The 17,132-nt window shown below is 59.6% G+C and carries 17 protein-coding genes; 4 read left to right on the top strand and 13 right to left on the bottom strand.

Annotated elements, in window-relative coordinates:
* Positions 1-86: 86 nt before the first annotated feature.
* The 6 genes from ftsH to O3306_RS12080 all read right to left on the bottom strand — a co-directional run bounded on the left by ftsH (position 87) and on the right by O3306_RS12080 (position 4,929).
* Positions 87-1,943, bottom strand: coding sequence for an ATP-dependent zinc metalloprotease FtsH (ftsH, locus tag O3306_RS12105; RefSeq protein WP_272007579.1), 1,857 nt, complete (start codon positions 1,941-1,943; stop codon positions 87-89).
* A gap of 164 nt (positions 1,944-2,107) precedes the next feature.
* Positions 2,108-2,590 carry a bacterioferritin gene (locus O3306_RS12100; protein WP_272007576.1) on the bottom strand — a complete coding sequence of 161 codons (483 nt, stop codon included), beginning with the start codon at positions 2,588-2,590 and terminating at the stop codon, positions 2,108-2,110.
* Positions 2,591-2,645: 55 nt separating this feature from the next.
* Positions 2,646-3,221, bottom strand: coding sequence for a hypothetical protein (locus O3306_RS12095; RefSeq protein ID WP_272007573.1), 576 nt, complete (start codon positions 3,219-3,221; stop codon positions 2,646-2,648).
* 85 nt (positions 3,222-3,306) lie between these two features.
* Positions 3,307-3,651, bottom strand: a complete 345-nt coding sequence (locus O3306_RS12090) for a chaperone modulator CbpM (protein WP_272007570.1) — start codon at positions 3,649-3,651, stop codon at positions 3,307-3,309.
* Positions 3,652-3,654: 3 nt separating this feature from the next.
* Positions 3,655-4,614 (bottom strand): DnaJ C-terminal domain-containing protein, encoded by a 960-nt coding sequence (locus tag O3306_RS12085; protein WP_272007537.1) that lies wholly within the window; start codon positions 4,612-4,614, stop codon positions 3,655-3,657.
* 57 nt (positions 4,615-4,671) lie between these two features.
* On the bottom strand, positions 4,672-4,929 hold the full coding sequence (locus O3306_RS12080) for a 3-ketoacyl-ACP reductase (RefSeq protein ID WP_272007534.1): 258 nt from the start codon (positions 4,927-4,929) through the stop codon (positions 4,672-4,674).
* 363 nt (positions 4,930-5,292) lie between these two features.
* Between O3306_RS12080 and O3306_RS12075 the strand changes: the two genes are divergently transcribed.
* The 3 genes from O3306_RS12075 to O3306_RS12065 are packed head-to-tail and all read left to right on the top strand — an operon-like array spanning position 5,293 to position 8,248.
* A complete protein-coding gene (locus O3306_RS12075) occupies positions 5,293-6,390 on the top strand; it encodes an efflux RND transporter periplasmic adaptor subunit (protein WP_272007531.1) in 1,098 nt (365 codons plus the stop codon).
* Positions 6,387-7,562 carry an ABC transporter permease DevC gene (devC, locus tag O3306_RS12070; RefSeq protein WP_272007528.1) on the top strand — a complete coding sequence of 392 codons (1,176 nt, stop codon included), beginning with the start codon at positions 6,387-6,389 and terminating at the stop codon, positions 7,560-7,562. Before O3306_RS12075 ends, devC begins: the two co-directional genes overlap by 4 nt.
* Positions 7,562-8,248 (top strand): ATP-binding cassette domain-containing protein, encoded by a 687-nt coding sequence (locus tag O3306_RS12065; RefSeq protein ID WP_272007525.1) that lies wholly within the window; start codon positions 7,562-7,564, stop codon positions 8,246-8,248. Before devC ends, O3306_RS12065 begins: the two co-directional genes overlap by 1 nt.
* A gap of 452 nt (positions 8,249-8,700) precedes the next feature.
* Here the strand turns inward: O3306_RS12065 and O3306_RS12060 are convergent, their stop codons facing one another.
* From O3306_RS12060 to O3306_RS12030, 7 genes are all read right to left on the bottom strand, one after another.
* Positions 8,701-9,450, bottom strand: a complete 750-nt coding sequence (locus O3306_RS12060; RefSeq protein ID WP_272007524.1) for a sulfite exporter TauE/SafE family protein — start codon at positions 9,448-9,450, stop codon at positions 8,701-8,703.
* 48 nt (positions 9,451-9,498) lie between these two features.
* Positions 9,499-11,073: an acetolactate synthase large subunit gene (locus O3306_RS12055; protein ID WP_272007521.1), complete on the bottom strand. Its 1,575-nt coding sequence runs from the start codon at positions 11,071-11,073 to the stop codon at positions 9,499-9,501.
* Complete coding sequence (locus O3306_RS12050) at positions 11,066-11,983, bottom strand: arginase family protein (RefSeq protein WP_272007519.1); 918 nt, start codon at positions 11,981-11,983, stop codon at positions 11,066-11,068. Before O3306_RS12050 ends, O3306_RS12055 begins: the two co-directional genes overlap by 8 nt.
* Before the next feature lie 67 nt (positions 11,984-12,050).
* Positions 12,051-13,178, bottom strand: a complete 1,128-nt coding sequence (locus O3306_RS12045) for an extracellular solute-binding protein (RefSeq protein ID WP_272007516.1) — start codon at positions 13,176-13,178, stop codon at positions 12,051-12,053.
* A gap of 49 nt (positions 13,179-13,227) precedes the next feature.
* Positions 13,228-13,992 carry an ABC transporter permease gene (locus tag O3306_RS12040; protein ID WP_272007514.1) on the bottom strand — a complete coding sequence of 255 codons (765 nt, stop codon included), beginning with the start codon at positions 13,990-13,992 and terminating at the stop codon, positions 13,228-13,230.
* Complete coding sequence (locus O3306_RS12035; RefSeq protein ID WP_272007511.1) at positions 13,989-14,867, bottom strand: ABC transporter permease; 879 nt, start codon at positions 14,865-14,867, stop codon at positions 13,989-13,991. The genes O3306_RS12040 and O3306_RS12035 overlap by 4 nt, the downstream gene beginning before the upstream one ends.
* A complete protein-coding gene (locus tag O3306_RS12030) occupies positions 14,867-15,961 on the bottom strand; it encodes an ABC transporter ATP-binding protein (protein WP_272007509.1) in 1,095 nt (364 codons plus the stop codon). Before O3306_RS12030 ends, O3306_RS12035 begins: the two co-directional genes overlap by 1 nt.
* A gap of 102 nt (positions 15,962-16,063) precedes the next feature.
* Between O3306_RS12030 and O3306_RS12025 the strand changes: the two genes are divergently transcribed.
* The gene (locus O3306_RS12025; protein WP_272007507.1) at positions 16,064-16,942 is read left to right on the top strand and encodes a LysR substrate-binding domain-containing protein; all 879 of its coding nucleotides are present in this window, start codon (positions 16,064-16,066) and stop codon (positions 16,940-16,942) included.
* The last annotated feature ends 190 nt before the right edge of the window (positions 16,943-17,132 follow it).

The raw sequence follows: 17,132 nt of genomic DNA, 5'->3' as shown, positions 1-17,132 counted from the left end.
AAAGAGAATGGCCCCCTTTTACATACCTGCAAACACCAACCGACAATTGGTGCCCGGCAATCCGGGACGTGCGGCCCCCTCCCTTTCTAGCTTGTGATCTTGTCTGATCCGGTTTTGGCCAACTTAACTGAGCTCGCATCTACCTTGCGCGAAAGCGGCGCGAACTCCTCGGGAGTTATGGTTTCCTTATCAAGCAAAAGAGCTGCACCGGTCTTCAGATCCGACAAATGCGCCGTCAGGATTGTCTTGGCATGATCATATGCCTCCTCGATCAGCTTCCGCACTGCCAGGTCAACTTCACGGGCGGTTTCCTGGGAATAATCCCTTGTGTTTAACCCATGCGCCTTCTGGTCCAGGAATTGGCCGGGCCTATCTTCAAGAACGGCTTGGCCGACTGCGCTCACCATTCCGAACCGCGTTACGCATTCCCTTGCGATATCCGTTGCTTTGGCCAGATCATCCGACGCTCCTGTCGAAATCTCACCAAAGATCAGGTCCTCGGCTGCCCGTCCGGCCATGAGAACTGTCATGCGGTCCTTCAGTTCAGAAAAGGTGATCAAGAAACGATCTTCTGTCGGGCGTTGCATCGTGTATCCAAGCGCGCCGATAGAGCGCGGGATGATCGAGACCTTATGGACCGGATCGGCGTGAGCCACATTTGCGGCTGCCAGCGCATGGCCCATCTCGTGATGCGCAACACGTGCGCGCTCTGCTTCACCTAGGACGCGCGATTTGCGTTCTACTCCGGCAACGATGCGTTCAACGGCCGCCGTCAGATCCGCCATTGTCACAGCATCACCATCCCGGCGCGTCGCGAAAATCGCAGCCTCATTTACCAGATTGGCAAGATCAGCCCCGGTAAAGCCGGGCGTGATCGCCGCGACCTGATCCAGATCCACATCGTCCGAAAGGGCGACACGCTTTGCGTGTACCTTCAAAATAGCTGCCCTGCCCTCGCGCTCGGGTCGGTCCACGACGATCTGTCGGTCAAACCTGCCAGCACGCAGCAACGCGGCATCCAGTATTTCAGGCCTGTTTGTTGCCGCCAGCAAAACGATACCCACCCGGGGATCAAATCCATCCAGTTCCGACAGGAGCTGGTTCAAGGTCTGCTCTTTTTCGTCCCCACCGCCGTATCCCGACACAGCGGAACGGGCACGGCCCAGCGCGTCCAATTCGTCAATGAAGATGATGCAAGGGGCTGCTTTTCGGGCCTGCTCGAACAGATCGCGCACCCGCGCGGCACCAACACCCACGAACATCTCCACGAACTCGGACCCGGAAATCGAAAAGAAAGGAACGCCTGCCTCACCGGCTACGGCTCGCGCCAGCAATGTCTTACCCGTTCCGGGGGGGCCAACCAAAAGAATGCCCTTCGGAATATGCGCGCCCAAACGCCCATATTTCTCCTTATCCTGAAGGAACGACACAATCTCTTGCAGCTCAACCTTGGCCTCATCGACGCCAGCGACATCCTTGAATGTGACGCCTGTTTTTGACTCGAGATAGACCTTCGCCTTGGACTTGCCGATGTTCACAAGGCTTCCAAAACCGCCCTGCCCGCCGGACATCCGGCGCATCAGAAGCATCCAAAGCCCGAAGAACAGCAAAACAGGCGCAACCCACGAAATGAGATTGGTCAGCCAGTTCTGATCAGAGCCTCCGGTGAAGGTGACATCGTACTTTTCCAGTTCTGCAGCGAAATCCGGATCGATCCGGTTCGCGACGAAATAGTCTTTCCCCTCGACCGGGTCCGTGAACTGGCCTTCGATCCTGCTTTCGGTAACCGTCAGTTCCGCAATCTTGCCGTCCTCAAGATAGGTGAGGAATTCACTGTATTGCAGTGGCAAAACACTGCGATACCCCAGCCAGACCTGTAGCGCCAACCAGACCACCCCGGCGATGATCCAGAAGGTCCAATTGAACTGCGTTTGCTTGTTCATCATCATCACTCATGAGTTGGTTAAACGCATGTGCCCCGCAGTTGCCGGGCGCATGCTTCGGTCAGGTTCTGGCAAATTCGTTATGGGCAAGTAGCGCCTCTAGGCCACCAACTGACGTGGGGCTGCCGATCATCTCTGCAAACCCTTGTCAGTCAGGCCCATCTTTACTCGCCACCCGGCTGGTTTACGTGCATGGCGATAAATGCAGGCTCTCCCATCCGCTCCAGAAGCGACAACTGCAACTCAAGCCAAGACATATGCCCCTCTTCGTCCAGCGCCGTGCGCTCGAACAGATCCCGCGTTCCGATATCGCGCGCCTCATCGGCATCGCGCGCAGCGCTTGTGTAAAAGTTGATGGCGTCTTTTTCATCAACCAGGTCAGCCTCGAACATTTCTTTCAGGGATTTCGCGGCAGAGGGCACCTTGGCTGCTTTCAGGACGGGGCTTCCGCCCAGAAACACCATACGGCGGGAGTATGCCTCTGCATGGCCAAGCTCTTCGAGCATTTCAGCACGCATCTTGACCGCAAGCTTGTCCAGTCCCCAGTCTTCGACCGTCAGGATGTGCAGCAGATATTGCTTCACTGCCGCCAGTTCCATTGACACCGCCGTCTGCAGGTTTTCGAGTGTTTTGGTCGTCTGTTTCATTGGCTTTCCAATCAAGGTTTGAATGTTATCTGGTCAGTTTCGACGGGGGCCGGGTTCATTCGCTCCAGCCATGCACATGCACATCCCGCCCTGAATGACCTTTCAGGATCTTGACCGCGAGATCTTCGCGATCCTTGTCTACGGTTCGGACCCAAAGGAGAATTCCGCCCTGTTGGATCTGATCGGCGTAGTAGTCCTTGTGATGTTGGCCCGCGCGACGCGCCAGCAAAGCACCGATGACTGCAGCAGGCCCGCCGCCAATGGCAATGGCCGCGATCGAGGCCGCCAACGTACTCACAGGGGTCAGCATCGCCGCCATGGCGATATAAGATCCCAGGAAAAAGAATCCACCTGCGATCGCCCCTTCAAGTTCCCCGACGGCTTCTTCAGAGACAAACGCCGCGCGAGGCGCATCAGGATTGTCTTCCAGATCGGCCGCCTGCCAGTAGGCAGAGCCAAGCTTTTCCTTCATCGCGTCCTTGCTGCCGAGCAAAGAGATATCAGCGCGGCTGAATCCTGACATGCGCAGGTCGTAGATGGCCGCTTGAAGCGCCTCGAAACTGTCGAACACGCCGACAGCTTCTGGAACGTTGATATAGGTCGTATGGTGCGGTTTGATTTCGGTGGTCATGGTTTGCCTCGCTGGGTTTGCCTGACATAGTATCCGCGTCAGGCATTCACGCATTGATACACGTCAACCTGTGAACGCGCTGTGCCTAGTCATCTGGGCCAGGCATCCGGATCGCGTAGCACGGCTCATTTTCCAAAAGCTGCAATCGCCGCTTGAGCCTTGCATTCTCGTCCGCAAGCGCCAGAACCATCGCGACGCCGGGAATATTCAACCCAAGATCCGTCTGAAGACGCTGCACCTTTCGCACAACCGTGATGCTCGTACTTTCAAATCGCAGCACGGGTTTGCTCTCGCCGATTGGTTCCAGAATGCCTTCATCAACCAGTTCGATGACCCAGTTCGCGGGCAAACCGCAGATACGGCACAGGTCCACCAAGGAAAGCGGACCCAAAACTTCGCTCATCGGCACCAATTCGTCTGAATGTGTCATGCTTTAAACTCCCAGTCTTGCGCGCGGATCAAAATCCATCTCGGCGGCCATCTGTTTGTAAAGCTCCTTGGCCTTTTCGGATTCCGTTGGCGGAACGACGATCTTGAGCACTGCATAAAGATCGCCCGCGCGTTTACCCGGAATCCCGCGCCCTTTAAGCCGCAGCTTCTTGCCGGATTGAGCATGTTTCGGGATGGTCAGCTCCACTTCGCCGCTAGGCGTTTTGGCACTGATCCGCGCCCCGAGCGCCGCTTCCCACGGGGAAATGGGCAGGTCCATGTAGACGTCCCTGCCTTCGACTCGGTAGACGGGATCGTCCTTTATGGCCACTTCCAGATAGAGATCACCGGCCTTGCCCTGACCAATCCCCGGTGCGCCCTTGCCCGCAAGGCGAATTTGCTGGCCCTCTTTCACGCCCTTGGGGATCGCCACCCGGATCGAGCGTTCACGCATCACCACATGCCCGGAAGGATCAAGCTCGGGCGCGCGCAGGGTGAAATCCCGCGTTCCACCTTCATAGGCCTCGCGCAGGTCAATCACGATCTTGGCGTGATGATCCTGCCCCGGCGCACTGAACTGGTGTTCGGAACGCGCGCCCCGGCGTGCACCGCCCCGCCGCGAGAACAATTCATCGAAAAACGCGCCGAAATCGCTGGGATCGGCCTCGGTATACCCGCCACCAGAGAACTCGAACCCTTCATCCCAGTCAGGCGGCGGCCGGAACGCCTGGCCCTCTTTCCAGTTTGCCCCCAGCTGATCATAGGCCGCCCGCTTTTCGGGGTCCTGCAGCACCTCGTAGGCTTCGCCAACGTCCTTGAATTTCTGCTCGGACTCGGCGGCATCAGGGCCGGCGTTCACATCGGGATGATACTTGCGCACCAGCTTGCGGTAGGCGCGTTTGATTTCATCTTGTGTAGCGTCTCGCTCGACGCCCAAGACCTGATAATAGTCCTTGTATTCCATAGCTCTACCGATCTTCTTGCATCACCCTGGCGTAAGTCTGGATTGCGGCGGGCCTGCTCAATCCATGTCCATTTCCAGGCTGTCCAGCCATTCGCGAACCGATCGCTCCAGATCACTGACATGATGCCCGTGTGCTTCGGCCTCTGCGATTTCTGCGTGCACTTTGCGTGACAAGGCCTCGTAACGTTCCTGAAGTTCCAAAGCTTTGATCTTGTGATCTGCAGAAAAGATATCCTGCCGCTTCAGTTTCGCTTCTGCCCTTTGCAGATGCTGGGCGAGTTGGTCCAGTCTGGCTTTCAGATCTGCTGTTGTCATTGTGGTTTCCCCTGCGATGGTGCGGATTCTGGGGCCAACATAACATAACGCCGCGAAACCAAATTGACCTAACGCAATTCGCACAAGAACATTCGCTGGTATTTACGGCTAACTGGCTTTCATCTGGCCGAAGGCAACAGAACAGGAATACGCGCCATTCCGCTTCATCCCTGAGACCTTTATGGTGAAATCAGGAACGAGACTGTGACAGGAAATACCCAACACGAAAGACCTACCATGCCCCCTGATGCCAACGAAAAGAAACCAACTCTTCCGCTGGAGGATAATGGGCTTGCAACGGTGTCCCGGGAAATTGCGTCGCACCCAAGGGGATGGCGCCCCCTGCTTTTGATACCCTTGTTGATGCTTACCCTGTTTACCGGCGGCGTGATCGGCATGTACTTTCAACCACCCGGCCTGCGTGCTTTTTTTAATGCCACAGGTCTGGAGCCGGGCGCTGGAACGCAGACCCCTATTGCGGTCGCGATTCAGCAGGTGATTTCGCAAGAACAGGTCGCCGTTGTCAGCGAAGGCGATGTGGTGGCCTTGGGGCGAATAATCCCATTGGGCGACATCATCAGCGTAGCCACGCCGTCCGGGGCGGGTGATGCCCGTATCGCAGAAATCAGAGTTGTGGAGGGCGACGAGGTTGACGCAAATGACATCTTGGCCGTCCTGGACAACCTCCCCCAATTGCAAAGCGCCGTCATTTCGGCAAGCGCCAACCTGCGCGTCCGCGAAGCGACACTGGCCCAGACGCGAGCATCGAACCGCGCCAGTCTGGCGGAGGCGCAAGCCTCCTTAGAGCGCGCCGAGGCCGCAGCAAAAGTGGCACAGGCTGATCTCGCACGGATGACGTCCCTTTTCGAACGCGGTGTGACAACGCGCGCACAGTTCGATCAGACCATAGCGACAGCAACCCAAGCGGAACGAGATGTGGAACGTGCCCAGGCCACGCTTTCGCGCTACGCAACCGGATCAGAGACCGTTCAAGCCGACATCGCGGTAGCAGAGGCCAATCTGGAGGCCGCACGCGCTGACCTCGCGCGCGCCAAACAGGATCTGGAGAGCGCCTATGTGCGCGCGCCCGATCGCGGGACTGTGCTGGATATCAAGGTCCGCTCCGGCGAGCGCCCAGGAAGCAGCGGAATCATAGACCTGGGCGATACATCGCAGATGACTGTGGAGGCCGAAGTCTATCAAACAATGATCGGGCGGGTGACCATCGGTGATCCGGTGACGGTGACGGCCGAGGCTCTGTCACAGCCCCTGTCAGGCGTCGTATCCGCCATCGGGTTGAAGATCGGTCGGCAGTCCATCACCTCGGATGATCCAGCCAGCAACACCGATGCGCGCGTTGTCGATGTTATCATCGTTTTGGATGCGGTCTCGTCGGAGCTAGCCCGCAGCTTTACCAATCTCGAAGCTGTGGTTCGGATCGATGCAGGGCGCACCGAATGAGCAGGCTGCTGACCCTTCTCTTTGGTCGCCTGCCTATCGGCTGGCTGCAACTTTCGCACAACAAGGGCCGACTGTTCGCCGCCGTCTCTGGCGTTGCCTTCGCCAATTTGCTCGTCTTTATGCAATTAGGGATCATGGGCGCGTTGAACGGCTCCACTGTGGCCCCCTACGCATTGCTCAACGCCGATATCATTATATCCTCACAAGAGGGCAACACCCTGACCGATAGCGAGCATATCGCCCGCGTGCATATGTTTGAGGCGCTTGGTGTAGCGGGTGTCGCGGACGCCACACCGCTTTACATCAATAACCTGCCCTTTACGCTCGACGACGGGACGTCGGTATCACTGTTGACGTTCGGCATGAACACAACCAAGCGGCACTTCGTCGCCTCCGCTATCGCGCCATATCTGGAACAATTAACCATCGAAAACACGGTGCTTCTTGATGAAGGCACGCGTGGCATGCCAGCCTCTGTGATCGAGGGACTGTCCGCCGGAACCCCGTTTTCCTTCGAGGCTAACGGCGGAACCCTGACCGCCATCGGCACCATGAATGTCGGCGGTGGTTTTCTGGCGGACGGCATGTTGGTGACCTCCGATCAGACGTTCCTGCGGTTCTTTTCTTCACGAGACAGCGGCGCGCCCGATCACATCCTTCTTCGGATCGACGATGGTGTATCTGGTGACACTGTGGCCGAGCGCTTGCGCGCCGTCCTGCCCGCCGCAAGCGTCCGGGTCCTGACCATCCAAGAGGCGCGAGACGCTGACCTCGCCTTCATGTCTTCCGAGCGCCCGACGGGCATCATCTTTGGCTTTGGCGTGTTCATGGGGATCCTCGTCGGCCTCGTCATCGTCTATCAGGTACTTTCTACCGACGTGGCGGACCACCTGCGTGAGTATGCAACGTTCAAGGCCATGGGCTATGGTCATCCGTTTTTTCTGGGCATAGTTTTTGAAGAGGCGATCGTGTTGGCTATCTTCGGGTTCATTCCGGGATTTATCGTCTCAATGGGGCTTTACGCGGGCTTGGTGGCAGTAACGAGCTTGCCAATCACAATGGTAGCCAGCCGTGCCATTTACGTCTTTCTCGGCACGCTGGCCGCGTGCGCGCTGTCAGGGGCCATTGCAACACGTCGACTGGCCAGTGCCGATCCCGCGGACCTGTTTTGATGACAGAGCCCGTCGAAATACACGGCCTCAACCACTTCTTTGGATCAGGCGAAGCGCGCAAGCAGGCGATATTCGATATCAATGTGTCGATCGCCAAAGGCAGCCTGACCATCCTGATGGGGCCATCGGGATCTGGTAAAACCACGCTCCTGACCCTGATCGGGGCGCTGCGCGAAATTCAGGAGGGAAACGTCCGTCTGCTGGATCATGAATTGAACGGCGCGACTGAGGCGGAACTAGTGGGCTTGCGTCGAAGGTTAGGCTTCATCTTTCAGGCCCATAACCTGCACGAAAGCCTGACCGCCACCCAGAACGTCCTGATGGGTCTCGAAGTACATGGCAAGGGAAACGCCGTAAAACAGCGCCAGGCCAGCCACCACATGCTTGACCTTCTTGGCCTCGCGGACCGTCGTGACTATTTCCCCGGAAATCTGTCTGGCGGCCAGAAGCAGCGCGTTGCCGTTGCCCGCGCCTTGGTGTCAAACCCCGAGATCGTTCTGGCCGATGAGCCTACCGCAGCATTGGACAAGGAGTCCGGGCATACTGTGGTTGAAATGCTCAAATCATTGGGCAAGACCCGTGGCACTACGACGGTGATGGTGACGCATGACCCCCGGATATTGGAGATGGCAGACCGGATTATCACTCTGGAGGACGGGCGCGTTGTCAAAGACGTGAACAACTAGGCGACACCAATCCTTGCCCACCCCCGCAAAGCCCGCCTACGCGAAAACCGCCAGCTCATAAGCAAGTCTGCTCGGTCCCCCAGTACTTGAAGCCGAGTACTCACCAGTATTTTCAGACAGTCACAAGCGGCTCTCAAATTCCGTGCCTCCCAATCGATCACACCCACATCCAGGCAGATCGAGAACACCGCGTATTTGGTCGCTGTTCAGGCGCACATGGCACGCGAATGCTGACAGAGATCAAGGAAAATTTGATCAGGCGGCAAACCGAGATGTTCGGAAGCCACAGCGAGGCCTAACGCGAACCATTCTTCGTCCTGTGCCGCAAGATCGCAGAAGTTCTGCACCTGAACCGACCGTAAGCCAACGAGAGCGGTCACTTCCTGGCCGCAGTCATCTCATGTTACGAAGCCTGAAACAGAAACTACCGGCAGCGTTGGCTAAACACCGGGTCAGATCCGCCAAGTGAAGATCAACGTCATCACGGCGCCGGTGGCTATCACGATGAAACGAACTAGCCTAGGTGACATGCGCCTTGCCGCGCGTGCGCCGAAATAGCCCCCCGCGGTCGCAGCAATCATCATGACGATAGCCTGCGGCCAATAGACCAACCCAGCGAACGAAAGCGTAAGAACCGATGCTCCTGACAGAACGAAGGACATTCCGTTTTTTAACCCGTTCATGGCGTTGATGTCTCGCATGCCCAACGCCGCCATGAGGGCCAGAAGCACAATCCCGAGCCCGCCGTTGAAATAACCTCCGTAAATGCAAACCAGCAAAGCGGCCGCCCTACCTTGCCAGCCAGTTGCCTGCATGTGTCCTTCAGCCCAGCGGGAGACGATCTTCCCAAAAGCGAAGAGCAGCGTTGCGAACCCCAGCAGAAAAGGCACGACTAGCGTAAAGACGGACGGCGTCGAGATCAGCAATAGCAACGAGCCCAAAACACCGCCAAGCGCCGATATTAACAACAAGAATAGTGTTTGGTGCAGCGGAAGCTGCCTGATGTCACTTGTGAAGCCCAATGCCCCACTCAAGTATCCGGGGAATACTGCGACGGCGCTGGTCGCATTGGCTGCAATGGTCGGAACCCCGGCAAAAACCAACGCGGGAAACGTCAGAAAGCTGCCGCCCCCTGCAACCGTGTTCAGCGCACCTGCGCCGAAAGCAGCTGCAATCAGTAAAAGCAGATCAAACACAGTCATGATCGGCTCTGGGCTTCTTGCTTTGGCACTTGGCGATTTTCATCGCGTTCAGGTGCCATCAGCCATCTGTGCTTCGATCAGATGCGGCCCCATCTCCAAGAACGCGTCTCTGATTGCGCGGGATAAATCCTCTGCGGTTGCGACGCGCGTCGCCTTGACACCCAGCCCGCGGGCAAGGCCTGTCCAGTCGACATTCGGATCGCTCAGATCCAGCATCGCACGCGCGTTCTTGCCGGGTGAGTGATGCCCCATACGGGCAAGTTCACTATAGAGGCTCTGGTATTTGCGATTGGACAAGATCACGGTGACGACATTCAGCCGCTCGCGTGACTGCGTCCACAGCGCCTGTATCGTGTACAGCGCGCTGCCGTCGGCCTGTACGTTCAGCACCGGACGGTCCGGGCAGGCAATCGCGGCGCCGACTGCCAGTGACGGCCCTATACCGATGGCGCCACCCGTCAGTTGCAGCAGGTCGTGCGGCGGCGCGTGTTTCGCGACCTGGCCTAGCGCATGACTGTAGCTGATCGCTTCGTCGCAGAGGATGGCGTTCTCGGGCATCGCCTGCACAATGGCGACAGGTAGAGTACCGAAATCAAGCGGGCCTTCGGCGCGTGGCAAGGGCGTCCGTGTCGGCGCGTGAAGGGTGGCCTTCGCAGCGCCGGTCGCATCGCTCAAGGCTTGCAACGTGGCCGGCAGGTCACTGTCGCAGTCCGCCAGCGGCAGAATACGCGCTCCCGACGCCGTAACCATATTCGGCAGGTCTGGGAATTGAAAAAATGCCACGGGCGCACGGGCGCCGATCAAGATGACCACGTCGAACTCGGCCAGCGCCGCAACGGCCGCGTCGACCATGTAGGGAATGCGCGGTGGCGCGTGGCGGCCTTGGCCTTGTTCACAGCGGGCATTGGTCTGCTCGCACATCACGCCCGCGCCAGTCGCGACGGCAATGCGTTGCGCGATCTCCAGCGGCACCTGGCGCAATGCCTTGCCGCCCAGAAGAAGCAAGCCGCGCCTCGCGCTGCGCAGCAGCCTGGCAGCCTCCTCGATGGCATCCGGCGACACCTGCGTTGCCGGCGCCGGGGTTGCCAGCGGCATCTCCGCCACCGCGCCGGGGGAACCCCAAGCGGCGTCTGCGGGCAGCACCAGCGTTGACACGCGGCCTGCGCCGCTGAGCGCTTGGGTCAGCGCGGTCGCCGTATCCGTGCCGACCGAGGCGGCTGAGCCGACCCGCCCGACCCAGTCTGACATGGGCCGCGCCAATCCTTCGATGTCGGTGGTCAACGGCGCATCAAAGGGCAGATGCGTCGACGCATGATCTCCGACAATGTTCAGCAGCGGTGTATGCGCACGCCGCGCATTGTGCAGATTGGCCAGCCCGTTCGCCAAGCCCGGCCCGGTATGCAGCAGCGTCGCGGCGGGCCGATCCGTCATGCGCCCGTAGCCATCCGCCGCCCCGGTCACGACCCCCTCGAACAGGCCCAAGACGCAGCGCATCTCCGGGCGCTCGTCTAGGGCGGCAACGAAGTGCATCTCGGAGGTACCGGGGTTTGCGAAACAGGTATCGACACCGTTGAACAACAGCGACGACACCAGCAGGTCCGCGCCTCTTGCATGGTCAGCCATGGAAATCGCCTTTCGCCGCCATGAGAAGCAATTCGAACGCGATGGTCGCGGCCAGGAAAGCAGACATGCCTCCCGTGTCATGCGGCGGTGATATCGTGTTGATGTCGATCGAAACGATGTTGAGCCCCTTGAGGCAGCGAATCAACTCCAGCCCCTCGCGGGCGGATGCGCCACCCCATGCCGGTGTGCAGACACCCGGCGCGACGGAGGGGTCGAAGAAATCCATGTCAAAGCACAGGTAGACCGGGCGGCCGCCGATCGTCTCACGGATTCGGCCCAGGGTCTGGGCGATACCGTCCTGCATCAGCTGATCCATGGAAATGATGCCGTAGCCCAGCTGACGGCCATATTCGTAGACGCCCGGTACCATGGTGCTGCGCCGCGTGCCGACGTGGAACGATTGGCGCGGATCGACCAGACCTTCCTGAAAGGCCCGCGCAAAGGGGGTCGCGTTGTTGAAACCTTCGATTGGGTAGGCATCGGTATGCGCGTCGATGTGCAGCACGGCAAGGTCGGGATGGCGACGCGCCAAAGCGCGCATCTGCGGCAGAGCAATCGCCCCGTCGCCGCCAAAGGCCACCGGCAGCGCGCCGCCGGACAAGGCGACATCCATCGCCCTTTCGGTCGTGGCGTAGCTGGACGTAACATCACCCGAAACGACGTCGGCATCGCCCAAGTCCAGGAGGCCCAGCGTCTCCAGAGGGTTGACGCCGCTGTCGGCATCCCAAGGGCGCAAGAGCTGTGATTGCTCTCTGATCGCGAAAGGACCCAGCCGCGAGCCGACGCGCTGCGGATGATTGCCACAATCAAAGGGCACGCCCAACACGACGGCCTTAGCGTTGCCGGGTGATGCGGCGTACGGCACACCCATAAAGGTCATCGGCGCGCGAAAGGGGCTGCCTTCGGTCATTCATGATCTCCGGAATATCGTGGTTGAGCCTGCCCTGGCGACTTGGCGCCGCCAAGGCAGACGTGGTTCAGGATGCGATCAAGTCGGTGTACCGGTTCAGGACATCCGCGTAGTTGTCCGCATACCAGGCCGCATCCACCGCAACCTGTTTCGCGTAGTTTTCCGGGTTGCCGGGATCGTCGGCGCGCAGATCCTCCGGGACCATCTCGCCGGCCGCAGGGTTCACCGGGCCGTTGCCCAGCGCCTTGAACAGCTCGACCTGGCTTTCGGGGTCCTGCGTCGATGCGACAAAATCCCATGCCTTGGCGCCAGCCGGGTTGCCCTTGGGCACGATCCAGGCGCCGGCAAAAAGGATGCCCTGGTTAAAGTGGAACTGCACCCGATTTTCCGTCTCCTCCCGCAACAGCAGCGCGCGGGTGTGCCAGAGGTTGCCCATGGTCACCTCGCGGTTGCGGAACAGCTCTTGGCTCTGTGAGCCCGACGTCCAGAAGATCGTGTTCTCGCGGATCTCGCGGATCTTCTCGAACGCGCGCTCGACATCAACCGGATAGAGCGAGGCGGCATCCGCCGCGTCGCCGTCCGCCATCAACGCAGCCTCCAGCATCCCTTCGAAGTTGTTGCGCAGGGTGCGCGTGCCCGGGAAATCCTTGAGGTTCCAGAAATCGGCCCAGTTTTGTGGCGCGATCTCATGCGCCTCGCTGTCCCATGTCAGCGCAAAGGAATATAGGTAGCTGCCGACGCCCCAATCTGTGCGGTGAATGTCGCGCAGCTTTGCCGGATCGACGACGTCCCAGTCGACCTTTTCCAGCAAATCCTGTTGCCCCAGATCGATCGAGGCGGGCAGGTTGCGGTCACAGACGTCCCACACGACCGCCTGACTTTCGACCATCGCCTTAATCTTGCCCGATGAGGGGCCAGACCCTTCCACGACGGTCGGCAGGCCATCCCGTGACGCGACGAAGGGATCCGCCCAGATGGTCTGGAACGCGGGCTGCGCATCGCCGCCCCAGTTCACCACGACCAGTTCGTCCGATGCGGCGTGCGCCGGCGTAAATTTCAATGCCAGCGGCATCACCCCGAGCGCGCCGAGTGCGCTCAGAAAACGGCGTCGATGCACCATCTTGCCGTTGGTTTTCTCGCGCAGGATGCTTAGGCAGTCTGCCGCGAATTCGAGTTCCGGTTTTTCCTTGGTCATCTTATCCTCCTTGCTGTTTTGGTTTTGGTTGGCCCGTAGAATTGCCGTGTCAGCGTTTCTTGATGGTCTGCAATATCATCAGGGCCACGGTTGCGAGGATCATCAGCGATCCGAGCGCAGCGATGGCCGGGTCGATGTTGTCCTCCAAGCCGTCCCAGATGCGGCGCGGCAGCGTGTAGACTTGCCGCATGGTGATGAAGAGCGCGACGATGATCTCATCCCACGAGATGAAAAAGGCAAAGACCGCGCCCGACAGCAAACCGCCCTTGATCTGTGGAAGCACGACCCAGGCCATGGTCCGGCCCGCGCTGGCCCCGAGGCTGCGCGCGGCCTGCTCGGTCCGGGGGTCGAAATTGGCCAGCGCCGCGGCGACCGTCAGGATGACGAAGGGCGTACCCTTCATCGCATGCACCAGGATCAGACCGGTGTAGGTATCCAACAGCCCGATCTCGGCCCAGCCCTTGTAGAAGGCGACCGAATGGACGATCGGTGGCACGATCATCGGGGCCAGCATAATGGGTTGCAGCACCCGCTCGGCCATGCCTCCTCTGCGCCATATGCCGATAGCGAAACTGGCGCCCAGCACGACGGCCAGCATCGCTGCCAAGGTGGCGACGAACAGGCTGTCCGCGATGCTGGCGATCCATTGCGGGTCGTCGATCAGGCTTTTGTAGTGGCGTAGGGAAATGCCGTCCTTGGGTAGCGAAAGGTACCGGTTCGGGGTCAGCGAGATCGGCAGCATGATCAGAACCGGCAGCGCGAGGAAACATGCAACGGCCCATGCGACGATACGCGGAAATAAAGAAGCGTTCATGACTTGCCCCCCTTCGAAGCCAGACCGCCGCCGACCTTGAGATACCGGCTCATCCAGATCGTCAGCGCGACGACGACCATCACCAGCACCGTTGCGAGCATCGTCGCGACGCCCCAGCGCAGGGTTTCGGAAATCTGGATCGAGATGTATTCCGCGATCATGACCACCCGTCCACCGCCCAGAATCGCAGGCGTGATGTAGAACCCCAGCGAAAAGATCATCACCAGGATCCCTGAGCCCGCGAGGCCCGGCAGGGATTGCGGAAAGAACACCCACCAGAAGGTGCGCCACCGGTTCGCGCCCAGTGCCCGCGAGGCGCGCAGCAGCGACCGGTCGATGCCCGCCATGTTGGCGTAGATCGGCAGGATCGCATAGGGCAACATGTAGTGAACCATGCCAATGATGACCCCCAGTTCGTTGCGCACCAGAATGAGCGGCGTGTCGATCAGGCCAATTCCCATCAGCAACTGGTTGATCAGCCCGTTGGGTTGCAGGATTGCCACCCATGCATAGGCCCGGATCAAGGCGCTGATCCAGAAGCTGGCCAGCACCACGAACAGCGCCACGGTGCGCGTCCGTGGCGCCATCGAATTGATGCCCAGCGAAAACATGTATCCCAGCAAAAGTGTCAGCGCCGTGGTCGACAGGCTGACACGCAGGGTGTTCAGCAAGATGCGGTGAAGGGCGCCGCTTTCGGCCAGCATCTGGTAGTTCTGGATACCCGGTTGCGGCTCCGTCACACTGAGTACGAGAACATTCAGAACCGGCAGGAAATACAGCAGCGCCAGAAAGGCGCAGGGCAGCACGATCATGAGCAGGTAGAACCTGTCGGTGCGCCCTGCTCCACTGGCAGTCTTGGGTGCAAAGGCAGTCATCACGCCGCTGCCGTTTCTTGCGGCAGGACCAGCGAAACGTCTGCGTCCCAGCCCAGCCAGACCTCAGCGCCCTCCGCCAGGCCGGGCTCTTGCGCGGCCTGGACGGCGGGGACATGCACGTTCAGCAACGTGCCACGTGCCTCGACGTCCAGTTCGACATGCGTGCCAAAGAAAGTAAGGCTGACGACCCGGCCCTGCACGCGATTCTGGTGCGCCGGCTCCTGCCGCGAGACGGCGATGCGCTCGGGGCGCACGGCGATGCAGGCGTCGCGAGGCACGTCAACACCGTCGCGCGGAAGCTGCGCCTTGATGGGGCCCAGCACCGTCAACGCGGTCACGGCGCCGGCATCAACGGTCGCGCCCGACATCGGAACGAAATTGCTGCGGCCCAGGAAACCGGCTACAAAGGCCGTCTCGGGACGCCAGTAGAGCGCGTCCGCCGATGCTATCTGCTGTATCTCGCCCGCGCGCAGGATCGCGATGCGATCGGACATCGATAGCGCCTCTTCCTGATCGTGGGTGACATATACGAAGGTGGTGCCGACCTTACGGTGCAGCTCCTTCAGTTCAGTCTGAAGGGTCTTGCGAAGGGATTTGTCGAGGGCACTCAGCGGCTCGTCCAGCAACAGCAGCTCAGGCTTGAACACCAACGCCCGCGCCAGCGCGACACGTTGCTGCTGGCCGCCCGACAGGGCTGCGGGCATGCGGTCGGCGTAGGGCTTCAGCTCCATCAGGGCCAGTGCATCATCGACGGCCTCGCGCGCCTTGGCCCGGCCGAGGTTGCGCGCACGCAGCGGAAAGTAGACGTTTTCCCAGACCGTCAGATGTGGAAACAGTGCATAGCCTTGGAACACCACGCCGAAATTTCGCGCCTCGGGCGGTATGTTGGTGATGTCCTGACCGTCCAGAAGGATGCTGCCGCTGGAGGGCTGCACAAACCCGGCGAGCGCCATAAGCAATGTCGTTTTGCCCGACCCCGACGGCCCCAGCAGCGTGAGGAATTCACCTGCCTTGATCTCAAGGTCAGTGGGCCGCAGGGCGACCGTCCGGCCATATGTCTTACCGACGCCGTTGAATGTCAGTGATTTCTTCATGTGCAGCAAAATCCTCCTGAGGTGGACCTAGACGGCAGAAGACCGTTTAAATCAAGCCAAATGATTTGTTGCGATTCATTCCAAAATTTTTAAAATGGTGAGATGCAATCGCACCGTGTCCTCCCCTTTCTACGCGCCTTCGACGCGGTGGCACGCCACGGCAATCTCCGCTCGGCCGCAGCCGAGCTGGGGCTGACGCCGGGCGCGGTCAGCTACCAGATGAAGATGCTCGAGCAGACGGCTGACCTCAGCCTTTTCGATCGCAGCAAAAGACGCCTTGATCTCACCGACAGCGGGCGCACCTTCTATCGCAGTGTTTCCAGCCTGCTGAGCGAGCTTGACACCGGCCTGCGCGAGATCGTGGAAAAGCAGAGCGACCACGCAGAACAGCACCTAGTGATTTCCGCGCCATCCGGGCTGGCGCATGCCTGGCTGGGGCCCAAACTGGTCAACCTTTCGAACAAGCTGGGGCTGACCTCCTTCGAAAGCCGCATCGCGCGCGAGGTCGCCCAGATCGACTGGCGCGAAGTCGACGTTGCCATTGTTTACGACAACCCTCCATGGACCGGCTTTTACTGGCAGATGCTACCGGAACTGCGCCTCTACCCCGTTTGTTCGCCTTCCTTGCTGCACAAGGTGCCGCTACGGAGCCTGCGAGATATGGCGCATCATCGGCTTCTGCACGAGGATCGCGGTGCGGAATGGGCGCGTTGGCTGAACGCCGCCAAATGCAGCGCGCAGCCCATGCAGAATGCGTATTTCAATCGTCTCTCCATGGCGGTCAATGTAGCTTTGACCGGGGCGGGTCTGGCGCTGGCGTCGGATTTTGTAACTCGTGAATATCTTAAAGCCGGATCCTTGATCCGACCGTTCAACGTATCCATTCCTGCATCCAAAGCCTATTATTTCGTAGTTTCAGAAAGCCGCCGCGACGAGCCGATGATCGAAATGTGCCGCGACCTCATCCTGTCTGAAATTTAACCTTACATTCAAAAAATTGGTTGATCCTGTGGTAATCCCCCCCGAAATTAAGGGGCTTCATAAGTAGAATTTTCTCGGCAAGATGCCGTCGTGTTTCCCACGACTGCCGCCAGATGCGGGTTTCGCAAATTCCCGGACACGGATTTCAGTAATTCCCGGACACGCGTTTCGGTAAATCCCGGACAGCTCC

Source organism: Roseovarius sp. ZX-A-9 (assembly GCF_028369135.1).
Taxonomy (GTDB): domain Bacteria; phylum Pseudomonadota; class Alphaproteobacteria; order Rhodobacterales; family Rhodobacteraceae; genus Roseovarius.
Note: the sequence above shows the minus strand (reverse complement) of the source record. Positions and strands in the feature narration are given on the sequence as shown.

Coding starts and splice junctions, on each gene's coding strand:
- ftsH (WP_272007579.1), bottom strand. CDS start 1,943: ATGAACAAGCAAACGCAGTTCAATTGGACCTTCTGGATCATCGCCGGG.
- O3306_RS12100 (WP_272007576.1), bottom strand. CDS start 2,590: ATGAAACAGACGACCAAAACACTCGAAAACCTGCAGACGGCGGTGTCA.
- O3306_RS12095 (WP_272007573.1), bottom strand. CDS start 3,221: ATGACCACCGAAATCAAACCGCACCATACGACCTATATCAACGTTCCA.
- O3306_RS12090 (WP_272007570.1), bottom strand. CDS start 3,651: ATGACACATTCAGACGAATTGGTGCCGATGAGCGAAGTTTTGGGTCCG.
- O3306_RS12085 (WP_272007537.1), bottom strand. CDS start 4,614: ATGGAATACAAGGACTATTATCAGGTCTTGGGCGTCGAGCGAGACGCT.
- O3306_RS12080 (WP_272007534.1), bottom strand. CDS start 4,929: ATGACAACAGCAGATCTGAAAGCCAGACTGGACCAACTCGCCCAGCAT.
- O3306_RS12075 (WP_272007531.1), top strand. CDS start 5,293: ATGCTTACCCTGTTTACCGGCGGCGTGATCGGCATGTACTTTCAACCA.
- devC (WP_272007528.1), top strand. CDS start 6,387: ATGAGCAGGCTGCTGACCCTTCTCTTTGGTCGCCTGCCTATCGGCTGG.
- O3306_RS12065 (WP_272007525.1), top strand. CDS start 7,562: ATGACAGAGCCCGTCGAAATACACGGCCTCAACCACTTCTTTGGATCA.
- O3306_RS12060 (WP_272007524.1), bottom strand. CDS start 9,450: ATGACTGTGTTTGATCTGCTTTTACTGATTGCAGCTGCTTTCGGCGCA.
- O3306_RS12055 (WP_272007521.1), bottom strand. CDS start 11,073: ATGGCTGACCATGCAAGAGGCGCGGACCTGCTGGTGTCGTCGCTGTTG.
- O3306_RS12050 (WP_272007519.1), bottom strand. CDS start 11,983: ATGACCGAAGGCAGCCCCTTTCGCGCGCCGATGACCTTTATGGGTGTG.
- O3306_RS12045 (WP_272007516.1), bottom strand. CDS start 13,178: ATGACCAAGGAAAAACCGGAACTCGAATTCGCGGCAGACTGCCTAAGC.
- O3306_RS12040 (WP_272007514.1), bottom strand. CDS start 13,992: ATGAACGCTTCTTTATTTCCGCGTATCGTCGCATGGGCCGTTGCATGT.
- O3306_RS12035 (WP_272007511.1), bottom strand. CDS start 14,867: ATGACTGCCTTTGCACCCAAGACTGCCAGTGGAGCAGGGCGCACCGAC.
- O3306_RS12030 (WP_272007509.1), bottom strand. CDS start 15,961: ATGAAGAAATCACTGACATTCAACGGCGTCGGTAAGACATATGGCCGG.
- O3306_RS12025 (WP_272007507.1), top strand. CDS start 16,064: ATGCAATCGCACCGTGTCCTCCCCTTTCTACGCGCCTTCGACGCGGTG.